This is a genomic window from Streptomyces sp. NBC_01546, from assembly GCF_045208355.1.
Classification (GTDB): domain Bacteria; phylum Actinomycetota; class Actinomycetes; order Streptomycetales; family Streptomycetaceae; genus Streptomyces.
On record NZ_CP109379.1, the window covers coordinates 6801619 to 6820824 of the forward strand.

Sequence of the window (19206 nt, forward strand, 5' to 3'; positions counted from 1 at the left end):
CGCCATGCGCGCCGCTCTGCCCACCGTCCCCGCCCTGCACTCGGAATGGATCAAGATACGATCCCTGCGCGGCAGCTTCGGGGCGCTGATAGCCATCTTCGCCGCCACCTCGGGCATCCAGGTCCTGACTGCCGCGGCGATCGGCCAGGCCGAAGCAGGCAGCATGGGACCGGACCCGCTCTACGCGGCCTACTACGGACTCGTCTTCGGACAGATCGCCGCCATGACCTTCGGCGCGGGCGCGCTGTCGTGCGAGTTCCAGAACGGCGCTCTGCGCACCTCGCTGGCCGCCGTGCCGAACCGCACCCGGTTCTACCTCTCGAAGATGGCGATGGTAGGCGGACTGGCCCTGCTCATCGGTCAGATCACCGCGCTGGTCACCTTCCTCGGCGGCCAGGCGTTCATGGGTCCCTACGCCCTCGAGCTCGGCGACCCGGGCACCTATCGCGCCATCGTCGGCTGCGGGCTCTACCTGGCGCTGATGGCCCTGTTCGCGGCCGGACTGGCCGCGGTGCTGCGGAGCGGAACGGCCGTGCTGAGCCTGCTCATACCCTTCGTCCTGCTGGTCTCGTTCATCGTCGGCGAGGCTTCGGGCGGCGTGGCCCAGTTCCTGCCGGACCGTGCCGGGCAGATGGTGATGCACTCGCAGACGCAGGACGGTCTCGGTCCCTGGACTGGCCTCGGCGTGATGGCGCTGTGGGCCGCTGCCGCGGTGTTCGGCGGCTGGCTGGCGGTGCGGCGCCGGGACGCGTGACCGCGGGCCAGTTGTCAGTGGCGGTCGGGATACTGACGGTATGACCACGGCAGAGCATCTCGACACGATCGACCGGCTCCGGGCGAGGGAGTTCCCCGCCGAGCCGGTCTGGTCCGGCGGGCAGAGCAGCGGCCCGGGTTACCACCTGGTCCCGGTCGGCCGGACCGCGGACTTCTGGGAGGACGGCGGCGCGGGCCGGACCGAGGCGGCAGACCAGATCAACGCCGAGTACGGGGCGCTCACCCAGGCCCTGACCGACCGGTGGGGAGATCCGCAGATCTTCAGCCTGGGATCGCTGAGGGACCGCGGGTTCGACGGCGAGGAGATACCGGAGCCCTGGGACGAGCTGAGCAACAGCACCGACCATGTGCACCTGTGGCGGGCCGGCGACCACTGGCTGGTGGCCTACGTGGCGCAGTGGGACGAGGGCGACCCCTACCTGTTGATGGCAGGGGTCACGGTCATCGACCCGCCCTAGGCTTCGGGGGCTTCGGCGGCCGCGCGGAGGCGGGCGTATTCCTGGGCCATGGACTCGGCGGTCCAGTGGGCGTTGAGACCGCTGGGGTTGGGGAGGGCCCAGACGCGGGTGGAGCCGATGGTCCGCTCCTGAGGGCCGATCTGTGCCTTCCGCTCGCCGAAGGCGGTGCGGTAGGCGGTGACGCCGACCACCGCGAGCCATTGCGGGCGGAGCAGTTCCACCTTGGCCGTCAAGATGCGGCCGCCCTCGCGGAACTCCTCGGCGGTGAGCTCGTCGGCACGGGCCGTGGCGCGGGCCACGACGTTGGTGATGCCGAGGCGGTAGGTCAGCAGTTCTTCCTGCTCCGCGGGGTCCAGGCGGCGGGGAGTGAAGCCGGACAGGTGCAGGACGGGCCAGAAACGATTGCCGGGGCGGGCGAAGTGGTGGCCCGTCGCGGCGGAGAGGAGACCGGGGTTGATGCCACAGAAGAGCACGCGCAAACCGCCCGCGACCACGTCCGGGAGGACGCGGTCACGGGCGGCGTTCAGCTCGTCGGGGGTCAGAGGATCGACCCCGGCGCGTACCCGGCGGCCTCCGGGTGCTGCTTGGCGATCGCCTCGATACGGGAGACCACCGCCGCGACCTGGTCACCCGCGGCGCCGGTGAAGGACAGCTTGTCGGCCATCAGGGCGTCGAGCTGGGCCCGGTCCAGCGGCATCCGCTCGTCGGCGGCCAGCTTGTCCAGCAGCTCGTTGCGCTCGGCGCCCTGCTCGCGCATGGCTAGCGCGGAGGCGACCGCGTGCTCCTTGATGACCTCGTGGGCGGCCTCGCGGCCGACACCGGCCCGCACCGCGCCCATCAGGACCTTGGTGGTCGCGAGGAACGGCAGGTAGCGGTCCAGCTCGCGGGCGACGACCGCCGGGAAGGCGCCGAACTCATCGAGGACCGTAAGGAAGGTCTCCAGCAGGCCGTCGAAGGCGAAGAACGCGTCCGGCAGGGCCACGCGGCGGACCACGGAGCAGGAGACGTCGCCCTCGTTCCACTGGTCGCCGGCCAGCTCGCCGGTCATCGAGGCGTAGCCGCGCAGGATGACCATCAGGCCGTTCACACGCTCGCAGGAGCGGGTGTTCATCTTGTGCGGCATCGCGGAGGAGCCGACCTGGCCGGGCTTGAAGCCTTCGGTGACCAGCTCGTGACCGGCCATCAGGCGGATCGTCTTGGCGATCGAGGACGGAGCCGCGGCCAGCTGCACCAGGGCGGTGACCACGTCGTAGTCGAGGGAGCGCGGGTAGACCTGGCCGACCGAGGTGAAGGCCTGGGCGAAGCCGAGGTGGGAGGCGATCCGCTGCTCGAGGTCGGCGAGCTTGGCCGCGTCGCCGCCGAGCAGGTCGAGCATGTCCTGGGCGGTGCCCACCGGGCCCTTGATCCCGCGCAGCGGGTAGCGCTCCAGGAGGTTCTCCAGGCGGTCGTAGGCGACCAGCAGCTCGTCGGCTGCCGTCGCGAAGCGCTTGCCCAGGGTGGTCGCCTGCGCGGCGACGTTGTGCGAGCGACCGGCCATGACCAGTTCGGCGTGTTCGCCGGCCAGCTTGCCGAGGCGGGCCAGGACGGCGACCGTCCGGTCACGGGCCAGTTCCAGCGAGAGCCGGATCTGGAGCTGCTCGACGTTCTCGGTGAGGTCGCGGGAGGTCATGCCCTTGTGGACGTGCTCGTGACCGGCGAGGGCGTTGAACTCCTCGATGCGGGCCTTCACGTCGTGCCGGGTGACCTTCTCGCGCTCGGCGATCGAGGCGAGGTCGACCGTCTCCAGGACGCGCTCGTAGTCGGCGAGGGCCGCGTCGGGGACCTCGATGCCGAGGTCCTTCTGGGCGCGCAGCACGGCGAGCCACAGCCGCCGCTCCAGCGTCACCTTGTACTCGGGGGACCACAGGACGGCGAGCTCCGCGGAGGCGTAGCGGCCGGCCAGGACATTGGGGATGCGGGGCTTGGCAGTCACGTGGATGGATTCTACTTGGGCTGCCGCTGTGTGTTTACGCAGGTAGGGACACCGGCCCCGATTGTGCCTTGCTACGAGAGACGATCCCGTGCCACGGGCTCGTACGGGAGCAGTTCCGGGCGCTTGGCCGGGCGGCCGTCCCCGGAGGAGCGGCCCGTCAGGCGGCGGCCGACCCAGGGGAGCAGGTGCTGCCGGGCGAAGCTCAGGTCCTGGGACCGGCGTACCGCCCAACCCGGGGGCGCCGCGGCGGGCAGTTCCGTGCGCCAGTCCTGCTCGGCGGGCAGGCCCAGGGTCTGCCAGACGGCCTCCGCCACCCGGCGGTGGCCCTCGGCCGTCAGGTGCAGCCGGTCGACGTCCCACATGCGGGGGTCGCCGAGCGCGGGAGCCCCGTACAGGTCGACCACCAGGGCACCGTGCCGCGCGGCGAGCTCCTCGATGAGGACGAAGAGCTCCTCCATGCGCGGACGGAAGCGTTCCATGACCGGCCCGTTGCGCCCCGGGGAGCGCATCAGGACGAGGTGCTTGCAGGAGGGGGCGAGGAGTTCCACGGCCGCCTCCAGGTGGCCCCGTACCCGGCCCATGTCCACCTTGGGGCGCAGGGTGTCGTTCAGCCCGCCGACCAGCGTGACCACGTCGGCGCCCATGGCCGCCGCGGCCGGAGCCTGCTCCTCGGCTATCTGCCCGATCAGCTTCCCGCGGACCGCGAGGTTCGCGTAGCGGAAGTCCGGCTCGCGCGCCGCGAGGCGGGCGGCCAGCAGGTCGGCCCAGCCGCGGTAGGAGCCGTCGGGGAGCAGGTCGGACATCCCCTCGGTGAAGGAGTCGCCGACCGCGACGAAACTGGTGTAAGACGCATTCATCTCCATGGCGGGAGCGATGCTACCGCGCAGTACCCCGGCCCCGCAGGGCCGGGGACCACATCCGTCAGGTGGAAGCCGGCCTGCCGAACAGCTCGCGCAGCACGTCCTCCATGGTGACCAGGCCCGTCATGGCGCCGTCCGGTCCCAGCACGGCGGCCAGGTGCGTACGGCTGCGCCGCATGGCGGTCAGCACGTCGTCCAGCGGGGTCTCCGCCCGCACCTGGGCGATCGGCCGCAGCGACGACACCGGGAACGCCTCGTCCCGCTCCTCCGCCTGCGCGTCCAGGGCGTCCTTGACGTGCAGGTAGCCCAGGATCCGGTGCTGGGCGTCGATCACCGGGAAACGGGAGTACCCGGTCTCCGCCGACAGCCGCTCCAGGCTCGCCGGGGTGATGCCCTCCCGCGCCGACACCACCTGGTCCGCCGGCAGCACCACATCGGTGACCGGCCGCCGGCCCAGTTCCAGGGCGTCGTACAGGCGCTCGCTCGCCCGGTCGTCCAGGAGTCCCGCGTTGCTGGAGTCCTTGACCATCCGCGCCAGCTCGTCGTCCGAGAAGGTCGCCGCGACCTCGTCCTTCACCTCGACCCGCAGCAGCCGCAGCAGGGCGTTGGCGAAGGCGTTGATCGCGAAGATCACCGGCCGCAGCCCCCGCGTCAGGGTCACCAGCGGCGGCCCCAGCCGCAGCGCGGTGCGCACCGGCTCGGCCAGCGCCACGTTCTTCGGCACCATCTCGCCGAAGAGCATGTGCAGGTACGTCGCCAGCGCCAGGGCGACCACGAAGGAGATGGCGTGGGTGACGCCGGCCGGTACCCCGACCAGGTCGAACAGCGGGGTCAGCAGATGTGCGATGGCCGGCTCGGCCACCACACCCAGCACCAGCGTGCACAGGGTGATGCCGAGCTGGGCCGCCGCCATCAGGGCCGATAGGTGCTCCAGGCCCCACAGGACCGCGCGGGCCCGCCGGTCGCCCTGCTCGGCGTACGGCTCGATCTGGCTGCGCCGGACCGAGATCAGCGCGAACTCCGCGCCGACGAAGAAGGCGTTCACGACCAGGGTCGCCAGGCCGATCAGCAGTTGGATCGCGGTCATCGGCCCTTCTCCCCGTCCTTGTTCTCGGCGCCCGGCTCGGGCGGTACGTGCAGCAGTACGCGCGCCGCCCGCCGCCCGCCGGCGTCCTCCACGTCCAGCTGCCAGCCGTCCAGCTCCAGGCTGTCGCCGACGGCCGGGATCCGGCCCAGCTCGGTCGCTATCAGCCCGGCCAGAGTTTCGTACGGGCCTTCCGGCACGCGCAGTCCGATCCGCCGGAGCTGGTCGGTGCGGACCGCCCCGTCGGCGGAATACAGCAGGCGCCCGTCCTCGTCCGTACCGGCCGGGGCCAGGTCCGCGGTCTCGTGCGGGTCGTGCTCGTCGCGGACCTCGCCGACGACCTCCTCGACGATGTCCTCCAGCGTCGCCACTCCCGCGGTGCCGCCGTACTCGTCGATGACCACGGCCATCGTCTGCTTGCCGGACAGCCGGTCCAGCAGCCGGTCAACGGTCAGCGACTCCGGTACCAGGAGCGGCTCGCGCAGCAGCTGGGACACCGGGCGGTGGCGGCGCTCCTCGGCGGGCAGGGCCAGTACGTCCTTGATGTGGACGGTGCCGACGACGGTGTCGAGGCTGCCCCGGTAGACCGGGAAGCGGGACAGGCCGGTGGCCAGCGTCGCGTTCGCCACGTCCTCGGCCGTCGTCTGCAGGTCGAGGGCGGTGACCTGGACGCGCGGGGTCATCACGTTCTCCGCGGTCAGGTCGGCGAGGTTCAGGGTCCGCACGAACAGCTCGGCGGTGTCCTTCTCCAGCGCGCCCGCCTTCGCGGAGTGCCGCGCCAGGGCGACCAGCTCCTGCGGGGTGCGCGCGGAGGCCAGCTCCTCGGCTGGCTCCAACCCGAACCGGCGCACCATGTGGTTCGCGGTGGTGTTGAGATGGCTGATCAGCGGCTTGAAGGACCGGCTGAAGACCCGCTGAGCCGTCGCCACGCGCTTGGCGATCGCCAGCGGGGAGGAGATCGCCCAGTTCTTGGGCACCAGCTCGCCGACGACCATCAGGACGACGGTCGACACGACCGTGCTGAGCACCAGGGCGGTGGAGGAAGCGGCAGCGGCCGACAGCCCCATGGCCTCGAACGGGCCCTGGAGCAGGGCGGCGATCGATGGCTTCGAGATCATGCCGATGACCAGGCCGGTCACGGTGATGCCGAGCTGGGCGCCGGAAAGCTGGAACGTCAGGGTCCGGACGGCGGCCAGCGCGCTGTCAGCTCCGCGCTCACCTCGCTCGACGGCCTGTTCGAGCTCGCTGCGCTCGACCGTGGTCAGCGAGAACTCGGCCGCGACGAAGACCCCGCAGGCAAGGCAGAGCAGCAGTGCCACGACGAGCAGGAGCACTTCGGTCATCGGTCGATCACCTCCGTCCCAGGATCGGCCAGGAGGCGGGGTGTCGCGCGATGTCGCGAACGGGGGGAGCGGGTATGTCGTGGACTGGGGGGCTCGCCCATGGGCGGACGCTCACACCTTTCAATCAGGAGGATCTTTGCCCCCATGGTAAAGGACGGGCAAAGAGGGAGGATCATTCTTTTGGCGGAGCGGGCTCGGATGATGGGATCCGGGCATGAGCGATCTTCGTATCGGCCCTGCTTCGGCGGCCGATCTCACCGCGGTACTGGACTTCTGGAAGGCCGCCGCCGAGGGAACGAGTATCAGCGACGATTTCGCGGGGGTCGAGCGGCTCCACGAGCGCGACCCGCACGCCCTGCTGCTCGCCCGCCGCGACGGGGAACTCGTCGGCACCGTGATCGCGGGCTTCGACGGCTGGCGCTGTCACCTGTACCGGCTCGCCGTGCACCCCGGACACCGCAGGCAGGGCATCGGGACCGCCCTGCTGGCCGCGGCCGAGGAGCACTTCGAGGCGCTCGGGGGGCGGCGCGGGGACGCGATGGTGCTCGACCGGAACGAATCGGCGCACCGGGCGTGGGACGCCGCCGGCTACCACCCGCAGGAGCAGTGGACCCGCTGGGTCAAGCCACTCGGCGTGCCGACCCGATGACGCAGTAGGACGTGGGCAGGGCCGGGCCGCGCTCGGGCAGCCGGAAGCTGCGCTGCGAGACGATCCGGAACCCGGCCGCCTCCACCGCGGCGAGCGGGTCGCGGGCGGTGTGGCAGCCGCCGAAGAGGAACGGCCACACGGTGCGGTCCAGGGCGCGCTGGACGGCGGCCATGCCGGGGCCGGGTGCGAGGCCGTGCTCGAAGAAGCGCAGCTCGGCGTCGGGGCGCAGTACGCGGTGCAGTTCGGCGAGCGAGCGGGGCAGGTCCCGTACGGAGCACAGCACCAGAGAGGCGACGGCGGCGTCGAAGGCCTCGCTCTTGACCGGAAGGGCCTCGGCGGCGCCGGGTACGACGTCCACCGGGACCTCGACGCGCTGGGCCGTCTGCGTGGCCAGGCGGCGCAGGGTGCGGTCCGGTTCCACGGCGACGACCTCGGAGACGGCGCGGGGATAGTGCGGGAAGTTCAGGCCGTTCCCGGCGCCGATCTCGATGACGCGGCCGGACACTCCGGCGAGGAGCTCGCGGCGCAGGGCGGCGATGCCGCCGCGGGTCTCGGCCGTTTTGCTCGCGCGGGCGTAGAAGCGGGCGAAGAGGGGGTGGTGGACCGGGTCGCGGCGTGGCGGCATGGCAGACCTCCCGGGCGGTGGGGGGCGTACGTGCCCGTACCTCCAGGGTGCCCGGTCCGCTGGCGCTCATCCCTGCCGCTGTGGATGCCGTGCCGCGGGTGCGGCGCCGTTGCCGGGGCTCCGCCCCGGACCCTCCCCCAGACTCCGTCCGGGGGGACCCCCATCTCAAACGCCGGCGGGGCTGGATGGGGCGGCGGGGACAGCCGTTACGCCGGCCACGTGTTCAGGAAGGAGTCCGCCGACCAGGTGCCCGAGAGGGTGGGGGAGAGCCAGGTGGGGGACGAGGTGCGGAAGAGGGGCGGGGAGAGGGTGCCCGAGCCTTCCGGGATCGCGCCCAGGAGGGGGGCGCCGGAGGACTTCGGGAGGTCCGCCAGGTTGCAGCGGGCGGCCAGGTCCGGGGACGAGGGCCAGCTGCCGACCACCACGCCCAGCGCCGTCAGGCCCCGCGCCCGCAGGGCCTCCGCCGTCAGGGTCGTGGAGTTGAGGGTGCCGAGGCCCGCCGCGGCAACCACCAGCACCGGGGCGCCCAGCAGGACGGCGGCGTCGGCCAGGGTGTGGCCCGCCTCGTCGAAGCGGACCAGCAGCCCGCCCGCGCCCTCCACCAGGACCAGGTCGTGGTGGAGGGACAGCTTCCGGGCCGCCTCGGCGATGTCGGACGGGGAGAGCGTGGGCAGCCCGGACCGGCGGGCCGCCGTGTCCGGGGCCAGCGGCTCCGGATAGCGGGCCAGTTCCACCGCCGTGACGGTGGGTCCGGCCAGCCGCACCGCTTCCGCCGCGTCCCCGGGTTCGTCCGGGCCGACACCCGTCTGGGCGGGCTTGAGCACCGCCACCGAGCGGCCGGCGGCCACGGCCGCGGCCGCGATCGCCGACGTGACCACGGTCTTGCCGATTTCCGTGCCCGTACCGGACACGACCAGTACGGACATCTCAGCCTTCCCGCGCCGCGGCGCACACCGCACGGCAGATCCGGGCGACATCCGTGTCGCCCGTGACGAACGGCGGCATGGTGTAGATCAGGTCCCGGAACGGGCGCAGCCAGACGCCCTCCCGGACCGAGGCCGCGGTGGCCGCCGCCATGTCGACCTCGTGGTCCAGCTGGACCACGCCGATCGCGCCCAGGACCCGTACGTCCTTGACGCCGGGCAGTCCGGCCGCGGCCGCGAGGCCCTCGCGCAGACCCGCCTCGATCCGCTTGACCTCGGTCGCCCAGTCCTGCCCGAGCAGCAGCTCGATCGAGGCGAGCGCCACGGCCGTCGCCAGGGGGTTGCCCATGAAGGTCGGCCCGTGCGCGAGCACCGGGACCTCGCCCTGGGAGATCCCGTCGGCCACCCGCTCCGTGCACAGGGTCGCCGCCAGCGTGAGGTAACCGCCCGTCAGTGATTTGCCCAGGCACATCACGTCCGGGGTGATCCCCGCGTGGTCGGCGGCGAAGAGCGCGCCGGTGCGGCCGAAGCCCGTCGCGATCTCGTCCAGGATCAGCAGGACCCCGTACTCGTCGCACAACTCGCGCAGCACCCGCAGGTGGTCCGGGTGGTGGAAGCGCATGCCGCCCGCGCCCTGCACCACCGGCTCCACGATCACCGCTGCCAGCTCGTCGGCGTGCGCGGCGATCAGGGAGCGCAGGTGGTCCGCGTACGCCGGGTCCACGGGGGTGTCGAAGCCGCCGCGCGGTGCGTCCGCGAAGACCTGCCGCGGCAGGTGGCCCTGCCACAGCTCGTGCATGCCGCCCTGGGGGTCGCAGACGGCCATCGGCTGCCAGGTGTCACCGTGGTAGCCGCCGCGCCAGGTCAGCAGCCGGGTCTTGCCCGTCCGGCCCAGCGAACGCCAGTACTGCAGGCACATCTTGACCGCGACCTCGACGGACACCGAGCCCGAGTCGGAGAGGAAGACGTGCTCCAGCCCCGGCGGGGTGATCTCGACGAGCTTCGCGGCGAGCCGGACGGCGGGCTCATGGGTGAGCCCGCCGAACATCACGTGCGACATGCGGCCGAGCTGGGTGGTCGCGGCCTCGTTCAGCACCGGGTGGTTGTAGCCGTGGATCGCAGACCACCAGGAGGACATGCCGTCGACCAGCTCCTCGTGGCCCTGCCCCTGGGACGGGTCGGCGAGCCGCAGGCGCACCCCCGAGGCGGAGGCGATGACCAGCGGCTCCTGCCGCCCGGGCATCGGGCCGTACGGGTGCCAGACGTGCTGCCGGTCCAGGGCGAGGAGTTCCGCGCCGGCCGACAGCGGAGGAACCTGATCAGGCATTGGGAGCGATGTCCGTCCCCGCGCCACGACGGCGTACCGCCACCAGGTCCGACCGGACCTCGCCGGCCTCGGCCTGGGCCGGTACGGGCGTCGCGTCCGCGTGCCCGTGCCCGGAGCAGCCGCCGCACGCCGAGCTGCAGCCCGCGGTCGGGGCGTCGTCGGCCGCACCCGCGCCCGAACCGCAGAGGGAGGCGCCGCCGTTGGAACCGCAGCCCCCGGAGCCGGCCGCTTCCGCCACGTCGGAGCGGTGCGCGGGAAGGGTCGACGTACCGGCGCCCTCCACCTCGAAACCGGCGTCCGCGATCATGTCGAGGTCGGTCTGACCGGCCTGGCCCTCGCTGGTCAGGTAGTCGCCCAGGAAGATCGAGTTGACCACGTGCAGAGCCAGCGGCTGCAGCGAGCGCAGGTGCACCTCGCGCCCGCCGGCCAGCCGGACCTCGACGTCGGGGCAGACGAACCGCGCCATCGCCAGGATCCGCAGACAGCGCTGCGGGGTGAGGTTCCACTCCTTGGCCAGCGGGGTGCCCTCGAAGGGGATCAGGAAGTTGACCGGGACCGAGTCCGCGTCCAGCTCACGCAGCGAGAAGACGACGTCGACCAGGTCCTCGTCGGTCTCGCCCATGCCCGCGATCAGACCGGAGCACGCGGACAGGCCGGCGCCGTGCGCCTTCTGCACGGTGTCGACCCGGTCGGCGTAGGTGTGGGTCTTGGTGATCTGCCCGTACGTCGCCTCGGAGGTGTTGAGGTTGTGGTTGTAGGCGTCCGCGCCCGCGTCCCGCAGCCGCTCCGCCTGGCCGTCCGAGAGCAGGCCGAGGCACGCGCAGACCTCGATGCCCTCGTTCTGCTCCTTGATCGCCGCGATCGTCTTGCCGACCCGGTCCACGTCCCGGTCCGTCGGCCCGCGGCCGCTCGCGACCAGGCAGACCCGCTTCGCGCCGCCCGCGACACCGGCGGCGGCGGCCTGGGAGGCCTCCTCCGGCTTCAGCCACGTGTACTTGAGGATCTCGGCCTTCGACCCCAGGCGCTGGGAGCAGTACGAGCAGTCCTCGGGGCACAGGCCCGACTTCAGGTTGACCAGGTAGTTCAGCTTGACTCGACGCCCGAACCACTGGCGGCGCACCTTGCCGGCCGCGGCCACCACGTCGAGCAGTTCGTCGTCGGAAGTCGCCAGTACGGCGAGCGCCTCTTCGCGGGTCGGCAGCTCGCGCCGCAGCCCCTTGTCCACCAGGGTGTTCAGCAGGTCCATGACGCCGATCCTGGACCACACCACCACTCCCGGCCAAGGAGAGATCGCACAACATGGCCGGATGGGAGTGTGTGTATCACCACACCTGGCACTCAAGTCACGCCAGCTAGGGTCGGGCAGGTCTGTGGACTGCCGACAAAACACGAGGATCTGCCGATGCCCCAGCACACTCCCGATCCGGTGGACGTCTTCGCCTGGATCGATGACGCGGAACGCGCCCGGGAAGAGGCGGGGCTCGTCCGTACGCTGCGGCCGCGGCCGGCGCTCTCCCCGCTGCTGGACCTCGCGAGCAACGACTACCTCGGGCTGTCCCGGCATCCGGAGACCGTCCGCGGCGCACGGGAGGCGGCCGAACGGTGGGGCGGCGGAGCCACCGGCTCCCGTCTCGTGACGGGCACGACCGAGCTTCACGCGGAGCTCGAGCGGGAGCTCGCCGCCTTCTGCGGATTCGAGGCCGCGCTGGTCCTCTCCTCCGGGTACGCGGCCAACCTCGCCGCCGTCACCGCGCTCAGCGACCGGGGCACGCTGGTCGTCTCCGACGCCGGGAACCACGCCTCGATCGTCGACGGCTGCCGCCTCTCGCGCGCCGAGACCGCCGTGGTTCCGCATTCCGACCCGGACACCGCGCGCAAGACGCTCGCCGCGCACGAGGGCCGGGCGCTGCTGGTCACCGACTCGGTGTTCTCCGTCGACGGGGACGCCGCCCCGCTCGCCGGCTACGCGGCCGCCTGCCGTGACGAGGGCGCGGCCCTGCTCGTGGACGACGCGCACGGCCTGGGCGTGCTGGGGGAGGGCGGCCGCGGCGCGCTGTACGCCGCCGGACTCGCGGGCGCGCCCGGGGTGGTGGCCACGCTCACGCTGTCGAAGTCCCTCGGCAGCCAGGGCGGCGCCGTGCTGGGTCCGGCAAAAGTCATCCGACACCTGGTCAACACCGCGCGCACCTTCATCTTCGACACCGGGCTGGCCCCGGCCGCCGCGGGCGCGGCGCTGGCGAGCCTGCGCCTGCTCCGGCGGGAACCGGAGCGCGCCGCCCGCGCCCGCGAGGTGGCCGACCGGCTGTACGGGCGGCTCACCGCGTCCGGCCTGACCGCGGCCCGGCCGGACGCGGCCGTGGTGTCGGTACGGGCCCCGTCGGCCTCGGCGGCACTGCGCTGGGCCGCCGACTGCCGGGAGGCAGGTCTGTCCGTGGGGTGCTTCCGGCCGCCGTCGGTACCGGACGGCATCTCCCGGCTGCGGCTGACCGCCCGGGCCGATCTCACGGGGGACGAGATCGATCAGGCGGTCGGGACGATCCTGCGGACCGCTCCCGCCGGAGCCACGGACCGGTAGGAGGTCAGACGGGCACGTCCGTTCGTACGCTCGCGAGGAAGCCGTCCCAGGCCGGCCCGGTGAAGAGTACGGCCGGGCCGTCCGTCCGCTTGGAGTCGCGGACGGCCAGCAGGCCGCCGCCGAGGACGGCAGCTTCCACGCAGTTGTTCATTCCGGTGCTGCGGCTGCTCCGCCGCCACCGCGCGCTGATCAGAAGTCCGCTGATGGATAAGGGGGTTGCGGACACGGGGGTGCCTCCTTACGCGTCGTCAGCAAGTGAGCTGATGAGATCCGACGAGTCCTGGGGCGGGAGTGCGTGCGCCTGGATGGTGCGGAACGCGGCGCTGTACGCCTCAAGGTCTTCCTTCCGCTCCAGATAGAGGCTACTCGTCAAATGGTCGAGTACCACCACATCCAGATCGGCGATGTTCGGAAATGAGAAAATGACGAACGGACCGGTGAGGCCGAGATGGCCCCCTACGCTGAACGGCAGTACCTGTAGCCGCACTTGAGGCAGTCGCCCCACCTCCACCAGGTGTCGCAGCTGCCCCGCCATCACCCCGGGTCCGCCGATCTGCCGGCGCAGCACCGCCTCGTCCAGTACGGCGCTCAGCTCCAGCGGCGGATCGGCCCGCAGCACCTTCTGACGCGCCAGCCGCACCTCGACGAGCGCGTCCACCTTCGGCTCCGGCAGCCCGCCCAGCGCGGCCCGGGTGACCGCCCGCGCGTATCCGGGGGTCTGCAGCAGCCCCGGAACCACGGACAGCTCCACCGTGCGCGCCGACCGGGCGCCTGCCTCCAGGCTGATGAAGTCCCGGTACTCCTGTGGCAGCAGCCCCCGGTAGTCGTGCCACCACTGGCGGCCGCGCCCGGTGTCGCCGCCCGGACCCGGACCGGCCGCGGAGGCCGACAGGGCTTCCAACAGCGCACGCTGTTCGAGGCTCACGATCTCCCCGTAGACGTCGAGGAGCAGGCGGATGTCCTCGGGCTTGACCCCGCTGCGCCCCGTCTCGATGCGGCTGATTTTCGATTGGTGCCATCCCGCGATCCGGGCCGCCTCACCACTCGTGAGACCGGACCGGTCGCGCAGGGCACGCAGTTCCTCGCCGAGCTTGCGCCGACGCACCGCGGGACCGTGCTGCACACCCGCCTCCTTCCACCGGCACAGCTCGCACCAGTCTGCCGTCCAAATACGCTCTTCCGTAGCAGAGTTCACCGCATTGAGCGACAGATATATGCATATCTTGGGGGAACGGGAGAAACGCCGGGACGATGGGTGGCACTCTGGCGTCCAGCACAGATCCGGGGCGGCTTGACCCCGGTGGGAAAGGGACCGTCGCCATGGCAGATCACCAGGAAGCATCCGTCACTCTGCCGAGCGATCCCGCTTCGGTCGCCACTGCCCGACGCTACGTCGCGGAGGTCCTGGGTGAATGGGGACTTTCCGATGACGACATCACCGCCGACAGTGTCCGGCTGATCGTCTCGGAGCTCGCCACCAACGCCGTGCAGCACACCTTCGGCCAGTCGCCCACCTTCACCGTCGACATCAGGCTGGAGCGCGAGGAGTGGCTGCGCATCGGCGTGACCGACAGCCATCCCCGCTGGCCCAAGCGGCTTCCGGCCGCCGTCCAGCAGGACAACGGCCGGGGCATGGTCATCATCCGGTGGCTCACCGCGGAAGCGGGCGGCCGGCTCTCGGTCAGGCCCACCGAGGACGGGGGCAAGACGGTCTGGATCGCGCTGCCCTGGACGGTCGGCACGCCGGCGAGGACCGCCACCGGCTGCTGACACCGGCCGTATACGGAATCAAGTTTCAGGGGCCTGTGAGTTGAACCGGGTGCCTTCCCGAAACGTGGGTTAACTCAACGGAAAAGCGCGGCGCCTAGCGTGGCACCACGTTCGTCCGCCAAAGATCACCCATGATCCGGTAAAGCGGCGGTGGTCGGGACGGAAAGCCTTTCTCTGCGTTGGGCAAGACTTGCTTGGCTCTGATATTCGCAGGTCAACAGGGTGTTGACGGTCGATAGGGTCGCCCCGGCGCGATGTTGATCTTGTCCCGGAAACTTGGTGATACGTGTGCAACTGACACCGCACGAGCAGGAAAGACTGCTCATCCACGTGGCCGCTGACGTGGCGGCGAAGCGCAGGGCCCGCGGGGTCCGCCTCAACCATCCCGAGGCGATCGCTCTGATCACCTCGCACATCCTCGAAGGCGCCCGCGACGGGCGGACCGTGGCCGAGCTGATGACCTCCGGCCGTACCGTGCTCGGCCGCGCGGAGGTCATGGAGGGGATCCCCGAGATGATCCACGACGTGCAGGTCGAGGCCACCTTCCCGGACGGCACCAAACTCGTCACCGTCCACGATCCGATCGTCTGAGGGGGAGTACCCGCCATGATCCCCGGCGAAATCGCCTACGGGGACGGTCCGGTGCGCCTCAACGAGGGCCGCCCCGTCACCCGTCTCACCGTGCTCAACGCCGCCGACCGGCCCGTCCAGGTCGGCTCCCACTACCACTTCGCCGAGGCCAACCCCGGTCTCGACTTCGACCGGTCCGCCGCCCGCGGGCTCCGGCTCAACATCGCAGCCGGCACCGCCGTGCGGTTCGAGCCGGGCATCCCGGTCGCGGTGGAACTCGTACCGCTGGGCGGACTGCGCACCGTACCGGGACTGCGCGGGGAGACCGGAGGGCCGCTCGATGGCTGAGATCTCCCGCCAGACGTACGCCGACCTCTTCGGGCCAACCGCCGGTGACCGGATCCGGCTGGCCGACACCGACCTCTTCGTCGAGATCGAGCAGGACCTCGGCGGCGGCCCCGGCCGCGCCGGCGACGAGGCCGTCTTCGGCGGCGGCAAGGTGATCCGCGAGTCCATGGGGCAGGCCCGAACCACCCGGGCCGAGGGCGCGCCCGACACCGTGATCACCGGGGTCGTGATCCTCGACCACTGGGGCATCGTCAAGGCCGACCTCGGCATACGCGACGGCCGTATCTGCGGCATCGGCAAGGCCGGCAACCCCGACACCATGGACGGCGTGGACCCGGCCCTGGTGATCGGCCCCGAGACCGAGATCATCGCGGGCAACGGGAAGATCGTCACCGCCGGCGCCATCGACGCCCACGTGCACTTCATCTCCCCGACGGTCATCGAAGAGGCGCTCGCCTCCGGCATCACCACCCTCGTCGGCGGCGGCACAGGACCGGCCGAGGGCACCAAGGCCACCACCGTCACCCCCGGGCCCTGGCACCTGGCCCGGATGTTCGCGGCGCTGGAGGCCTACCCCGTCAACATCGGCCTGCTCGGCAAGGGCAACACCATGTCCACCGAGGCCATGCACTCCCAGCTGCGCGGCGGCGCACTCGGCTTCAAGCTCCACGAGGACTGGGGAACCACCCCGGCCGTCATCGACGCCTGCCTGAGCGTCTGCGAGGAGACCGGGGCCCAGGTCGCCATCCACACGGACACGCTCAACGAGGCCGGGTTCGTCGGCGACACCCTCGCGGCCATCGCCGGGCGGACGATCCACTCGTACCACACCGAAGGCGCGGGCGGCGGGCACGCCCCCGACATCATCACCGTGGTCTCCGAGCCCAACATCCTGCCCAGCTCCACCAATCCGACCCGGCCGCACACCGTCAACACCGTCGAGGAACACCTCGACATGCTGATGGTCTGCCACCACCTGAACCCGGCCGTCCCCGAGGACCTCGCGTTCGCCGAATCCCGGATCCGGCCCTCGACCATCGCCGCCGAGGACGTCCTGCACGACCTCGGGGCCATCTCCATCATCTCCTCCGACTCCCAGGCCATGGGCCGGGTCGGCGAGGTCGTCCTGCGCACCTGGCAGACCGCCCACGTGATGAAGAAGAGGCGCGGCTTCCTCCCCGGCGACGGACCGGCCGACAACCAGCGCGCCCGACGCTACGTCGCCAAGTACACGATCAACCCCGCCGTCGCCCAGGGACTGGCCCGCGAGATCGGCTCGGTCGAGACCGGCAAACTCGCCGACCTCGTCTTGTGGAACCCCGCCTTCTTCGGGGTCAAGCCCGAACTGGTCATCAAGGGCGGCCAGATCGCCTACGCGCAGATGGGCGACGCCAACGCCTCCATCCCCACCCCGCAGCCCGTGCTGCCGCGGCCGATGTTCGGCAGCCACGGGCGCGCGCCCGGCCTGAACTCGCTCAACTTCACCGCACAGGCCGCGCTCGACGACGGACTGCCCGAGAGGCTCGGCCTCGGCAAGGCCTTCGTGGCCATAGAGAGCACCCGCAAGGTCGGCAAGGCGGACATGCGCAACAACGACGCCATGCCCAGGGTCGAGGTCGACGCCGACACCTTCACCGTCACCATCGACGGGGAGGCCGTGGAACCCGCGCCCGCCGCGGAACTGCCCATGGCGCAGAGATACTTCTTGTTTTGAAAGGGGCCTCTTCTGATGAGCCTCGCCGCGCTGCTCGTCCTCGCCGACGGCCGCTTCCCCGCCGGGGGCCACGCCCACTCCGGCGGGGCCGAGGCCGCCTGCAAGGCGGGCCGGATCCACGACGCCGCCACCCTGGAGGACTTCTGCCGGGGCCGGCTGCACACCGCCGGGCTCACCGCGGCCGCCCTCGCCGCGGCCGCCGCGCTCGGCCTCGACCCGGCGGAGCTCGACGCCGCCGCCGACGCCCGTACCCCGTCGCCCGCCCTGCGCGCCGCCGCGCGGCGCCTGGGCCGCCAGCTGCTGCGTGCCGCCCGGGCCACCTGGCCCGCCGCCGAACTGGAAGCGCTGGCGGCCGCGTTCCCGCGCGGGGCCCACCAGCCCGTCGTACTCGGCCTCACCGCCCGGGCGGCCGGGCTCGGGCCGCTCGATGCCGCGCACGTGGCGGCGTACGAGAGCATCGGCGGGCCCGCGACCGCGACCGTGCGGCTGCTGGGCCTGGACCCCTTCGAGGCGAGCGGGGTGCTGGCCCGGCTCGCCCCCGCGCTCGACGCCGTCGCGGCCCAGGCGGCCGAGGCCGCGCACCGGGCCCGCACGGAGGGCACGGAGGCCCTCCCCGCGGCCTCCTCGCCCCTGCTGGAGATCGCGGCAGAGGTCCATGCCGACTGGCCGGTACGCCTCTTCGCTTCCTGACGACCCCCCTAGGAGACCCCCCATGCACCTCGACCACGCGGTGACCTACCCCCATCGCCACACGCACGGCGCCGAACCGCTGCGCGCCGACGGCACCCGGCGCGCCCTGCGCATCGGACTCGGCGGACCCGTCGGTTCCGGCAAGACCGCCACCGTCGCCGCCCTGTGCCGCGCCCTGCGCGCCGAACTCTCCATGGCCGTCGTCACCAACGACATCTACACGCGCGAGGACGCCGAGTTCCTGCTCCGCGAGGCCGTCCTGCCGCCCGAGCGGATCGCCGCCGTCGAGACCGGGGCCTGTCCGCACACCGCCATCCGCGACGACATCTCCGCCAACCTGGAGGCCGTCGAGGAACTGGAGGAGGCCTTCCGGGAGACCGGCCCGCTCGACCTGATCCTCGTCGAGTCCGGCGGGGACAACCTCACCGCCACCTTCTCCCGGGGGCTCGTCGACGCCCAGATCTTCGTCATCGACGTGGCCGGCGGGGACGACATCCCGCGCAAGGGCGGCCCCGGCGTCACCACCGCCGACCTCCTCGTCGTCAACAAGACCGACCTCGCCCCCCACGTCGGCTCCGACCTCGGGCGGATGGCCCGCGACGCCGCCGAGCAGCGCGGTGAACTGCCCGTCGCCTTCCAGTCGCTGCGCGGCCCGGACGGCGTGGCCCCGGTGGCCGCCTGGGTGCGCGAGCGGATCGCCGCCTGGGTCGTACGGTGACCAGCGCGGCCCCCGTCACCCCCGCGGGCGTGCGGGCCACCGCCCGCGTCCACGCCGTCGCCGACGGCCGGGGCGGCACCGCCCTGCCGCTGCTGGCCGGGGACGGGCCGCTCGCATTGCGCCGCACCAGGGGGACCGCCGCCGAGGCCGGGGTCATGCTGGTCGGCGCGATGAGCGCCCCGCTGGGCGGCGACCACCTCACCGTCGAGGCGACCGCGGGCGCCGGGGCGCGGCTCGCCCTCGCCTCGGCGGCGGCCACCCTGGCCCTGCCCGGCCGGGGCGGCGAGCCCGCGCGGTACGACGTACGCCTGACCCTGGAGGACGGTGCGTCGGTGCGGTGGCTGCCGGAGCCGCTGGTCTCCGTGCGCGGCAGCGACCTGCGGGTGCACACGCGGGTCCGACTGGCACCCACGGCCCGGCTGCTGCTGCGCGAGGAACAGGTGCTGGGCCGCTGCGGGGAGGCCTCCGGCCTGCTGCGCAGCCGGCTCACCGCCACCCGCGGGGGCCGCCCCCTGCTGGATCAGGAGCTGACCTGCGGACCCGGTGCGCCCGGCGGCTGGGACGGTCCCGCGGGGCTGGCGGGGCACCGGGCGCTCGGCCAACTCCTCGTCGTGGACCCGGCCTTCGCCCAGGCCCCGCCCGCGGCCGGGGTGCTGGGCGAGTTCGCCGCCGTCACTCCGCTGGCCGGCCCGGCCGTCCTCGTGACCGCCCTGGCCCCCGACGCCCTGCGGCTGCGGGAACTGCTCGACGCGGCCGCCCGGACCTACGGCCCGCCGCCCCAGGCGTAGTTCGGACGAATCGGGCAC

General features: G+C 72.4%; 22 protein-coding genes. 11 read left to right on the forward strand and 11 right to left on the reverse strand.

The window, feature by feature from the left end; genetic code table 11:
- Positions 1–4 precede the first annotated feature (4 nt).
- Together OHA89_RS31235 and OHA89_RS31240 are read left to right on the forward strand one after the other, a co-directional pair.
- On the forward strand, positions 5–754 hold the full coding sequence (locus OHA89_RS31235) for an ABC transporter permease subunit (protein ID WP_215141217.1): 750 nt from the start codon (positions 5–7) through the stop codon (positions 752–754).
- Positions 755–794: 40 nt separating this feature from the next.
- Complete coding sequence (locus OHA89_RS31240; protein WP_257557460.1) at positions 795–1232, forward strand: hypothetical protein; 438 nt, start codon at positions 795–797, stop codon at positions 1230–1232.
- Here OHA89_RS31240 and mug read toward each other — a convergent pair.
- The 5 genes from mug to OHA89_RS31265 all read right to left on the reverse strand — a co-directional run bounded on the left by mug (position 1229) and on the right by OHA89_RS31265 (position 6491).
- Positions 1229–1774, reverse strand: a complete 546-nt coding sequence (gene mug, locus OHA89_RS31245) for a G/U mismatch-specific DNA glycosylase (protein WP_215141251.1) — start codon at positions 1772–1774, stop codon at positions 1229–1231. The genes OHA89_RS31240 and mug overlap by 4 nt on opposite strands.
- A complete protein-coding gene (gene purB, locus OHA89_RS31250) occupies positions 1771–3204 on the reverse strand; it encodes an adenylosuccinate lyase (RefSeq protein WP_257557461.1) in 1434 nt (477 codons plus the stop codon). Before purB ends, mug begins: the two co-directional genes overlap by 4 nt.
- Before the next feature lie 71 nt (positions 3205–3275).
- On the reverse strand, positions 3276–4067 hold the full coding sequence (locus OHA89_RS31255; protein WP_266610992.1) for an SGNH/GDSL hydrolase family protein: 792 nt from the start codon (positions 4065–4067) through the stop codon (positions 3276–3278).
- A gap of 58 nt (positions 4068–4125) precedes the next feature.
- Positions 4126–5151, reverse strand: coding sequence for a hemolysin family protein (locus OHA89_RS31260; protein WP_257557463.1), 1026 nt, complete (start codon positions 5149–5151; stop codon positions 4126–4128).
- Positions 5148–6491 carry a hemolysin family protein gene (locus tag OHA89_RS31265; protein ID WP_266610994.1) on the reverse strand — a complete coding sequence of 448 codons (1344 nt, stop codon included), beginning with the start codon at positions 6489–6491 and terminating at the stop codon, positions 5148–5150. The genes OHA89_RS31260 and OHA89_RS31265 overlap by 4 nt, the downstream gene beginning before the upstream one ends.
- 214 nt (positions 6492–6705) lie before the next feature.
- Here OHA89_RS31265 and OHA89_RS31270 point away from each other — a divergent pair, with 214 nt between their 5' ends.
- Positions 6706–7140: a GNAT family N-acetyltransferase gene (locus OHA89_RS31270; RefSeq protein ID WP_266610996.1), complete on the forward strand. Its 435-nt coding sequence runs from the start codon at positions 6706–6708 to the stop codon at positions 7138–7140.
- Here OHA89_RS31270 and OHA89_RS31275 read toward each other — a convergent pair.
- The 4 genes from OHA89_RS31275 to bioB all read right to left on the reverse strand — a co-directional run bounded on the left by OHA89_RS31275 (position 7112) and on the right by bioB (position 11261).
- On the reverse strand, positions 7112–7765 hold the full coding sequence (locus tag OHA89_RS31275) for a class I SAM-dependent methyltransferase (RefSeq protein WP_266610998.1): 654 nt from the start codon (positions 7763–7765) through the stop codon (positions 7112–7114). The two genes, OHA89_RS31270 and OHA89_RS31275, sit on opposite strands and share 29 nt — an antisense overlap.
- A gap of 206 nt (positions 7766–7971) precedes the next feature.
- Positions 7972–8691 (reverse strand): dethiobiotin synthase, encoded by a 720-nt coding sequence (gene bioD, locus OHA89_RS31280; protein WP_266611000.1) that lies wholly within the window; start codon positions 8689–8691, stop codon positions 7972–7974.
- Between the two features lies 1 nt (position 8692).
- Entirely contained in the window at positions 8693–10015 is a 1323-nt protein-coding gene (locus OHA89_RS31285) for an adenosylmethionine--8-amino-7-oxononanoate transaminase (protein ID WP_257557468.1), read from the reverse strand.
- On the reverse strand, positions 10008–11261 hold the full coding sequence (gene bioB, locus OHA89_RS31290; RefSeq protein ID WP_406367626.1) for a biotin synthase BioB: 1254 nt from the start codon (positions 11259–11261) through the stop codon (positions 10008–10010). Before bioB ends, OHA89_RS31285 begins: the two co-directional genes overlap by 8 nt.
- A 156-nt stretch (positions 11262–11417) precedes the next feature.
- Here bioB and OHA89_RS31295 point away from each other — a divergent pair, with 156 nt between their 5' ends.
- A complete protein-coding gene (locus tag OHA89_RS31295) occupies positions 11418–12590 on the forward strand; it encodes an 8-amino-7-oxononanoate synthase (protein ID WP_266611006.1) in 1173 nt (390 codons plus the stop codon).
- Between the two features lie 4 nt (positions 12591–12594).
- On the opposite strand, the gene OHA89_RS31300 is transcribed toward OHA89_RS31295, so the two are convergent.
- Positions 12595–12816 (reverse strand): DUF397 domain-containing protein, encoded by a 222-nt coding sequence (locus tag OHA89_RS31300; RefSeq protein WP_215141189.1) that lies wholly within the window; start codon positions 12814–12816, stop codon positions 12595–12597.
- Between the two features lie 12 nt (positions 12817–12828).
- Entirely contained in the window at positions 12829–13713 is an 885-nt protein-coding gene (locus OHA89_RS31305; protein ID WP_266612523.1) for a helix-turn-helix transcriptional regulator, read from the reverse strand.
- Positions 13714–13910: 197 nt separating this feature from the next.
- Here OHA89_RS31305 and OHA89_RS31310 point away from each other — a divergent pair, with 197 nt between their 5' ends.
- From OHA89_RS31310 to OHA89_RS31340, 7 genes are all read left to right on the forward strand, one after another.
- On the forward strand, positions 13911–14360 hold the full coding sequence (locus tag OHA89_RS31310) for an ATP-binding protein (protein ID WP_406367627.1): 450 nt from the start codon (positions 13911–13913) through the stop codon (positions 14358–14360).
- Between the two features lie 288 nt (positions 14361–14648).
- Complete coding sequence (locus OHA89_RS31315; RefSeq protein ID WP_215141183.1) at positions 14649–14951, forward strand: urease subunit gamma; 303 nt, start codon at positions 14649–14651, stop codon at positions 14949–14951.
- Positions 14952–14966: 15 nt separating this feature from the next.
- Entirely contained in the window at positions 14967–15278 is a 312-nt protein-coding gene (locus OHA89_RS31320) for an urease subunit beta (protein ID WP_069919100.1), read from the forward strand.
- Positions 15271–16992, forward strand: coding sequence for an urease subunit alpha (locus OHA89_RS31325; protein WP_257557475.1), 1722 nt, complete (start codon positions 15271–15273; stop codon positions 16990–16992). The genes OHA89_RS31320 and OHA89_RS31325 overlap by 8 nt, the downstream gene beginning before the upstream one ends.
- Positions 16993–17007: 15 nt before the next feature.
- The gene (locus OHA89_RS31330) at positions 17008–17682 is read left to right on the forward strand and encodes an urease accessory protein UreF (RefSeq protein WP_257557476.1); all 675 of its coding nucleotides are present in this window, start codon (positions 17008–17010) and stop codon (positions 17680–17682) included.
- A 22-nt stretch (positions 17683–17704) separates the two neighbouring features.
- Positions 17705–18400, forward strand: a complete 696-nt coding sequence (ureG, locus tag OHA89_RS31335) for an urease accessory protein UreG (protein ID WP_266611013.1) — start codon at positions 17705–17707, stop codon at positions 18398–18400.
- A complete protein-coding gene (locus OHA89_RS31340) occupies positions 18397–19188 on the forward strand; it encodes an urease accessory protein UreD (protein ID WP_406367629.1) in 792 nt (263 codons plus the stop codon). Before ureG ends, OHA89_RS31340 begins: the two co-directional genes overlap by 4 nt.
- Positions 19189–19206: the final 18 nt, after the last annotated feature.

What these genes read in the sequence shown, in the direction of transcription:
- OHA89_RS31310 (WP_406367627.1), top strand. Translation starts at nt 13,911, where the DNA reads ATGGCAGATCACCAGGAAGCATCCGTCACTCTGCCGAGCGATCCCGCT.
- OHA89_RS31330 (WP_257557476.1), top strand. Translation starts at nt 17,008, where the DNA reads ATGAGCCTCGCCGCGCTGCTCGTCCTCGCCGACGGCCGCTTCCCCGCC.
- OHA89_RS31295 (WP_266611006.1), top strand. Translation starts at nt 11,418, where the DNA reads ATGCCCCAGCACACTCCCGATCCGGTGGACGTCTTCGCCTGGATCGAT.
- bioD (WP_266611000.1), bottom strand. Translation starts at nt 8,691, where the DNA reads ATGTCCGTACTGGTCGTGTCCGGTACGGGCACGGAAATCGGCAAGACC.
- bioB (WP_406367626.1), bottom strand. Translation starts at nt 11,261, where the DNA reads ATGGACCTGCTGAACACCCTGGTGGACAAGGGGCTGCGGCGCGAGCTG.
- OHA89_RS31240 (WP_257557460.1), top strand. Translation starts at nt 795, where the DNA reads ATGACCACGGCAGAGCATCTCGACACGATCGACCGGCTCCGGGCGAGG.
- OHA89_RS31235 (WP_215141217.1), top strand. Translation starts at nt 5, where the DNA reads ATGCGCGCCGCTCTGCCCACCGTCCCCGCCCTGCACTCGGAATGGATC.
- OHA89_RS31260 (WP_257557463.1), bottom strand. Translation starts at nt 5,151, where the DNA reads ATGACCGCGATCCAACTGCTGATCGGCCTGGCGACCCTGGTCGTGAAC.
- OHA89_RS31325 (WP_257557475.1), top strand. Translation starts at nt 15,271, where the DNA reads ATGGCTGAGATCTCCCGCCAGACGTACGCCGACCTCTTCGGGCCAACC.
- OHA89_RS31270 (WP_266610996.1), top strand. Translation starts at nt 6,706, where the DNA reads ATGAGCGATCTTCGTATCGGCCCTGCTTCGGCGGCCGATCTCACCGCG.
- OHA89_RS31275 (WP_266610998.1), bottom strand. Translation starts at nt 7,765, where the DNA reads ATGCCGCCACGCCGCGACCCGGTCCACCACCCCCTCTTCGCCCGCTTC.
- OHA89_RS31255 (WP_266610992.1), bottom strand. Translation starts at nt 4,067, where the DNA reads ATGGAGATGAATGCGTCTTACACCAGTTTCGTCGCGGTCGGCGACTCC.
- OHA89_RS31285 (WP_257557468.1), bottom strand. Translation starts at nt 10,015, where the DNA reads ATGCCTGATCAGGTTCCTCCGCTGTCGGCCGGCGCGGAACTCCTCGCC.
- ureG (WP_266611013.1), top strand. Translation starts at nt 17,705, where the DNA reads ATGCACCTCGACCACGCGGTGACCTACCCCCATCGCCACACGCACGGC.
- OHA89_RS31320 (WP_069919100.1), top strand. Translation starts at nt 14,967, where the DNA reads ATGATCCCCGGCGAAATCGCCTACGGGGACGGTCCGGTGCGCCTCAAC.
- OHA89_RS31265 (WP_266610994.1), bottom strand. Translation starts at nt 6,491, where the DNA reads ATGACCGAAGTGCTCCTGCTCGTCGTGGCACTGCTGCTCTGCCTTGCC.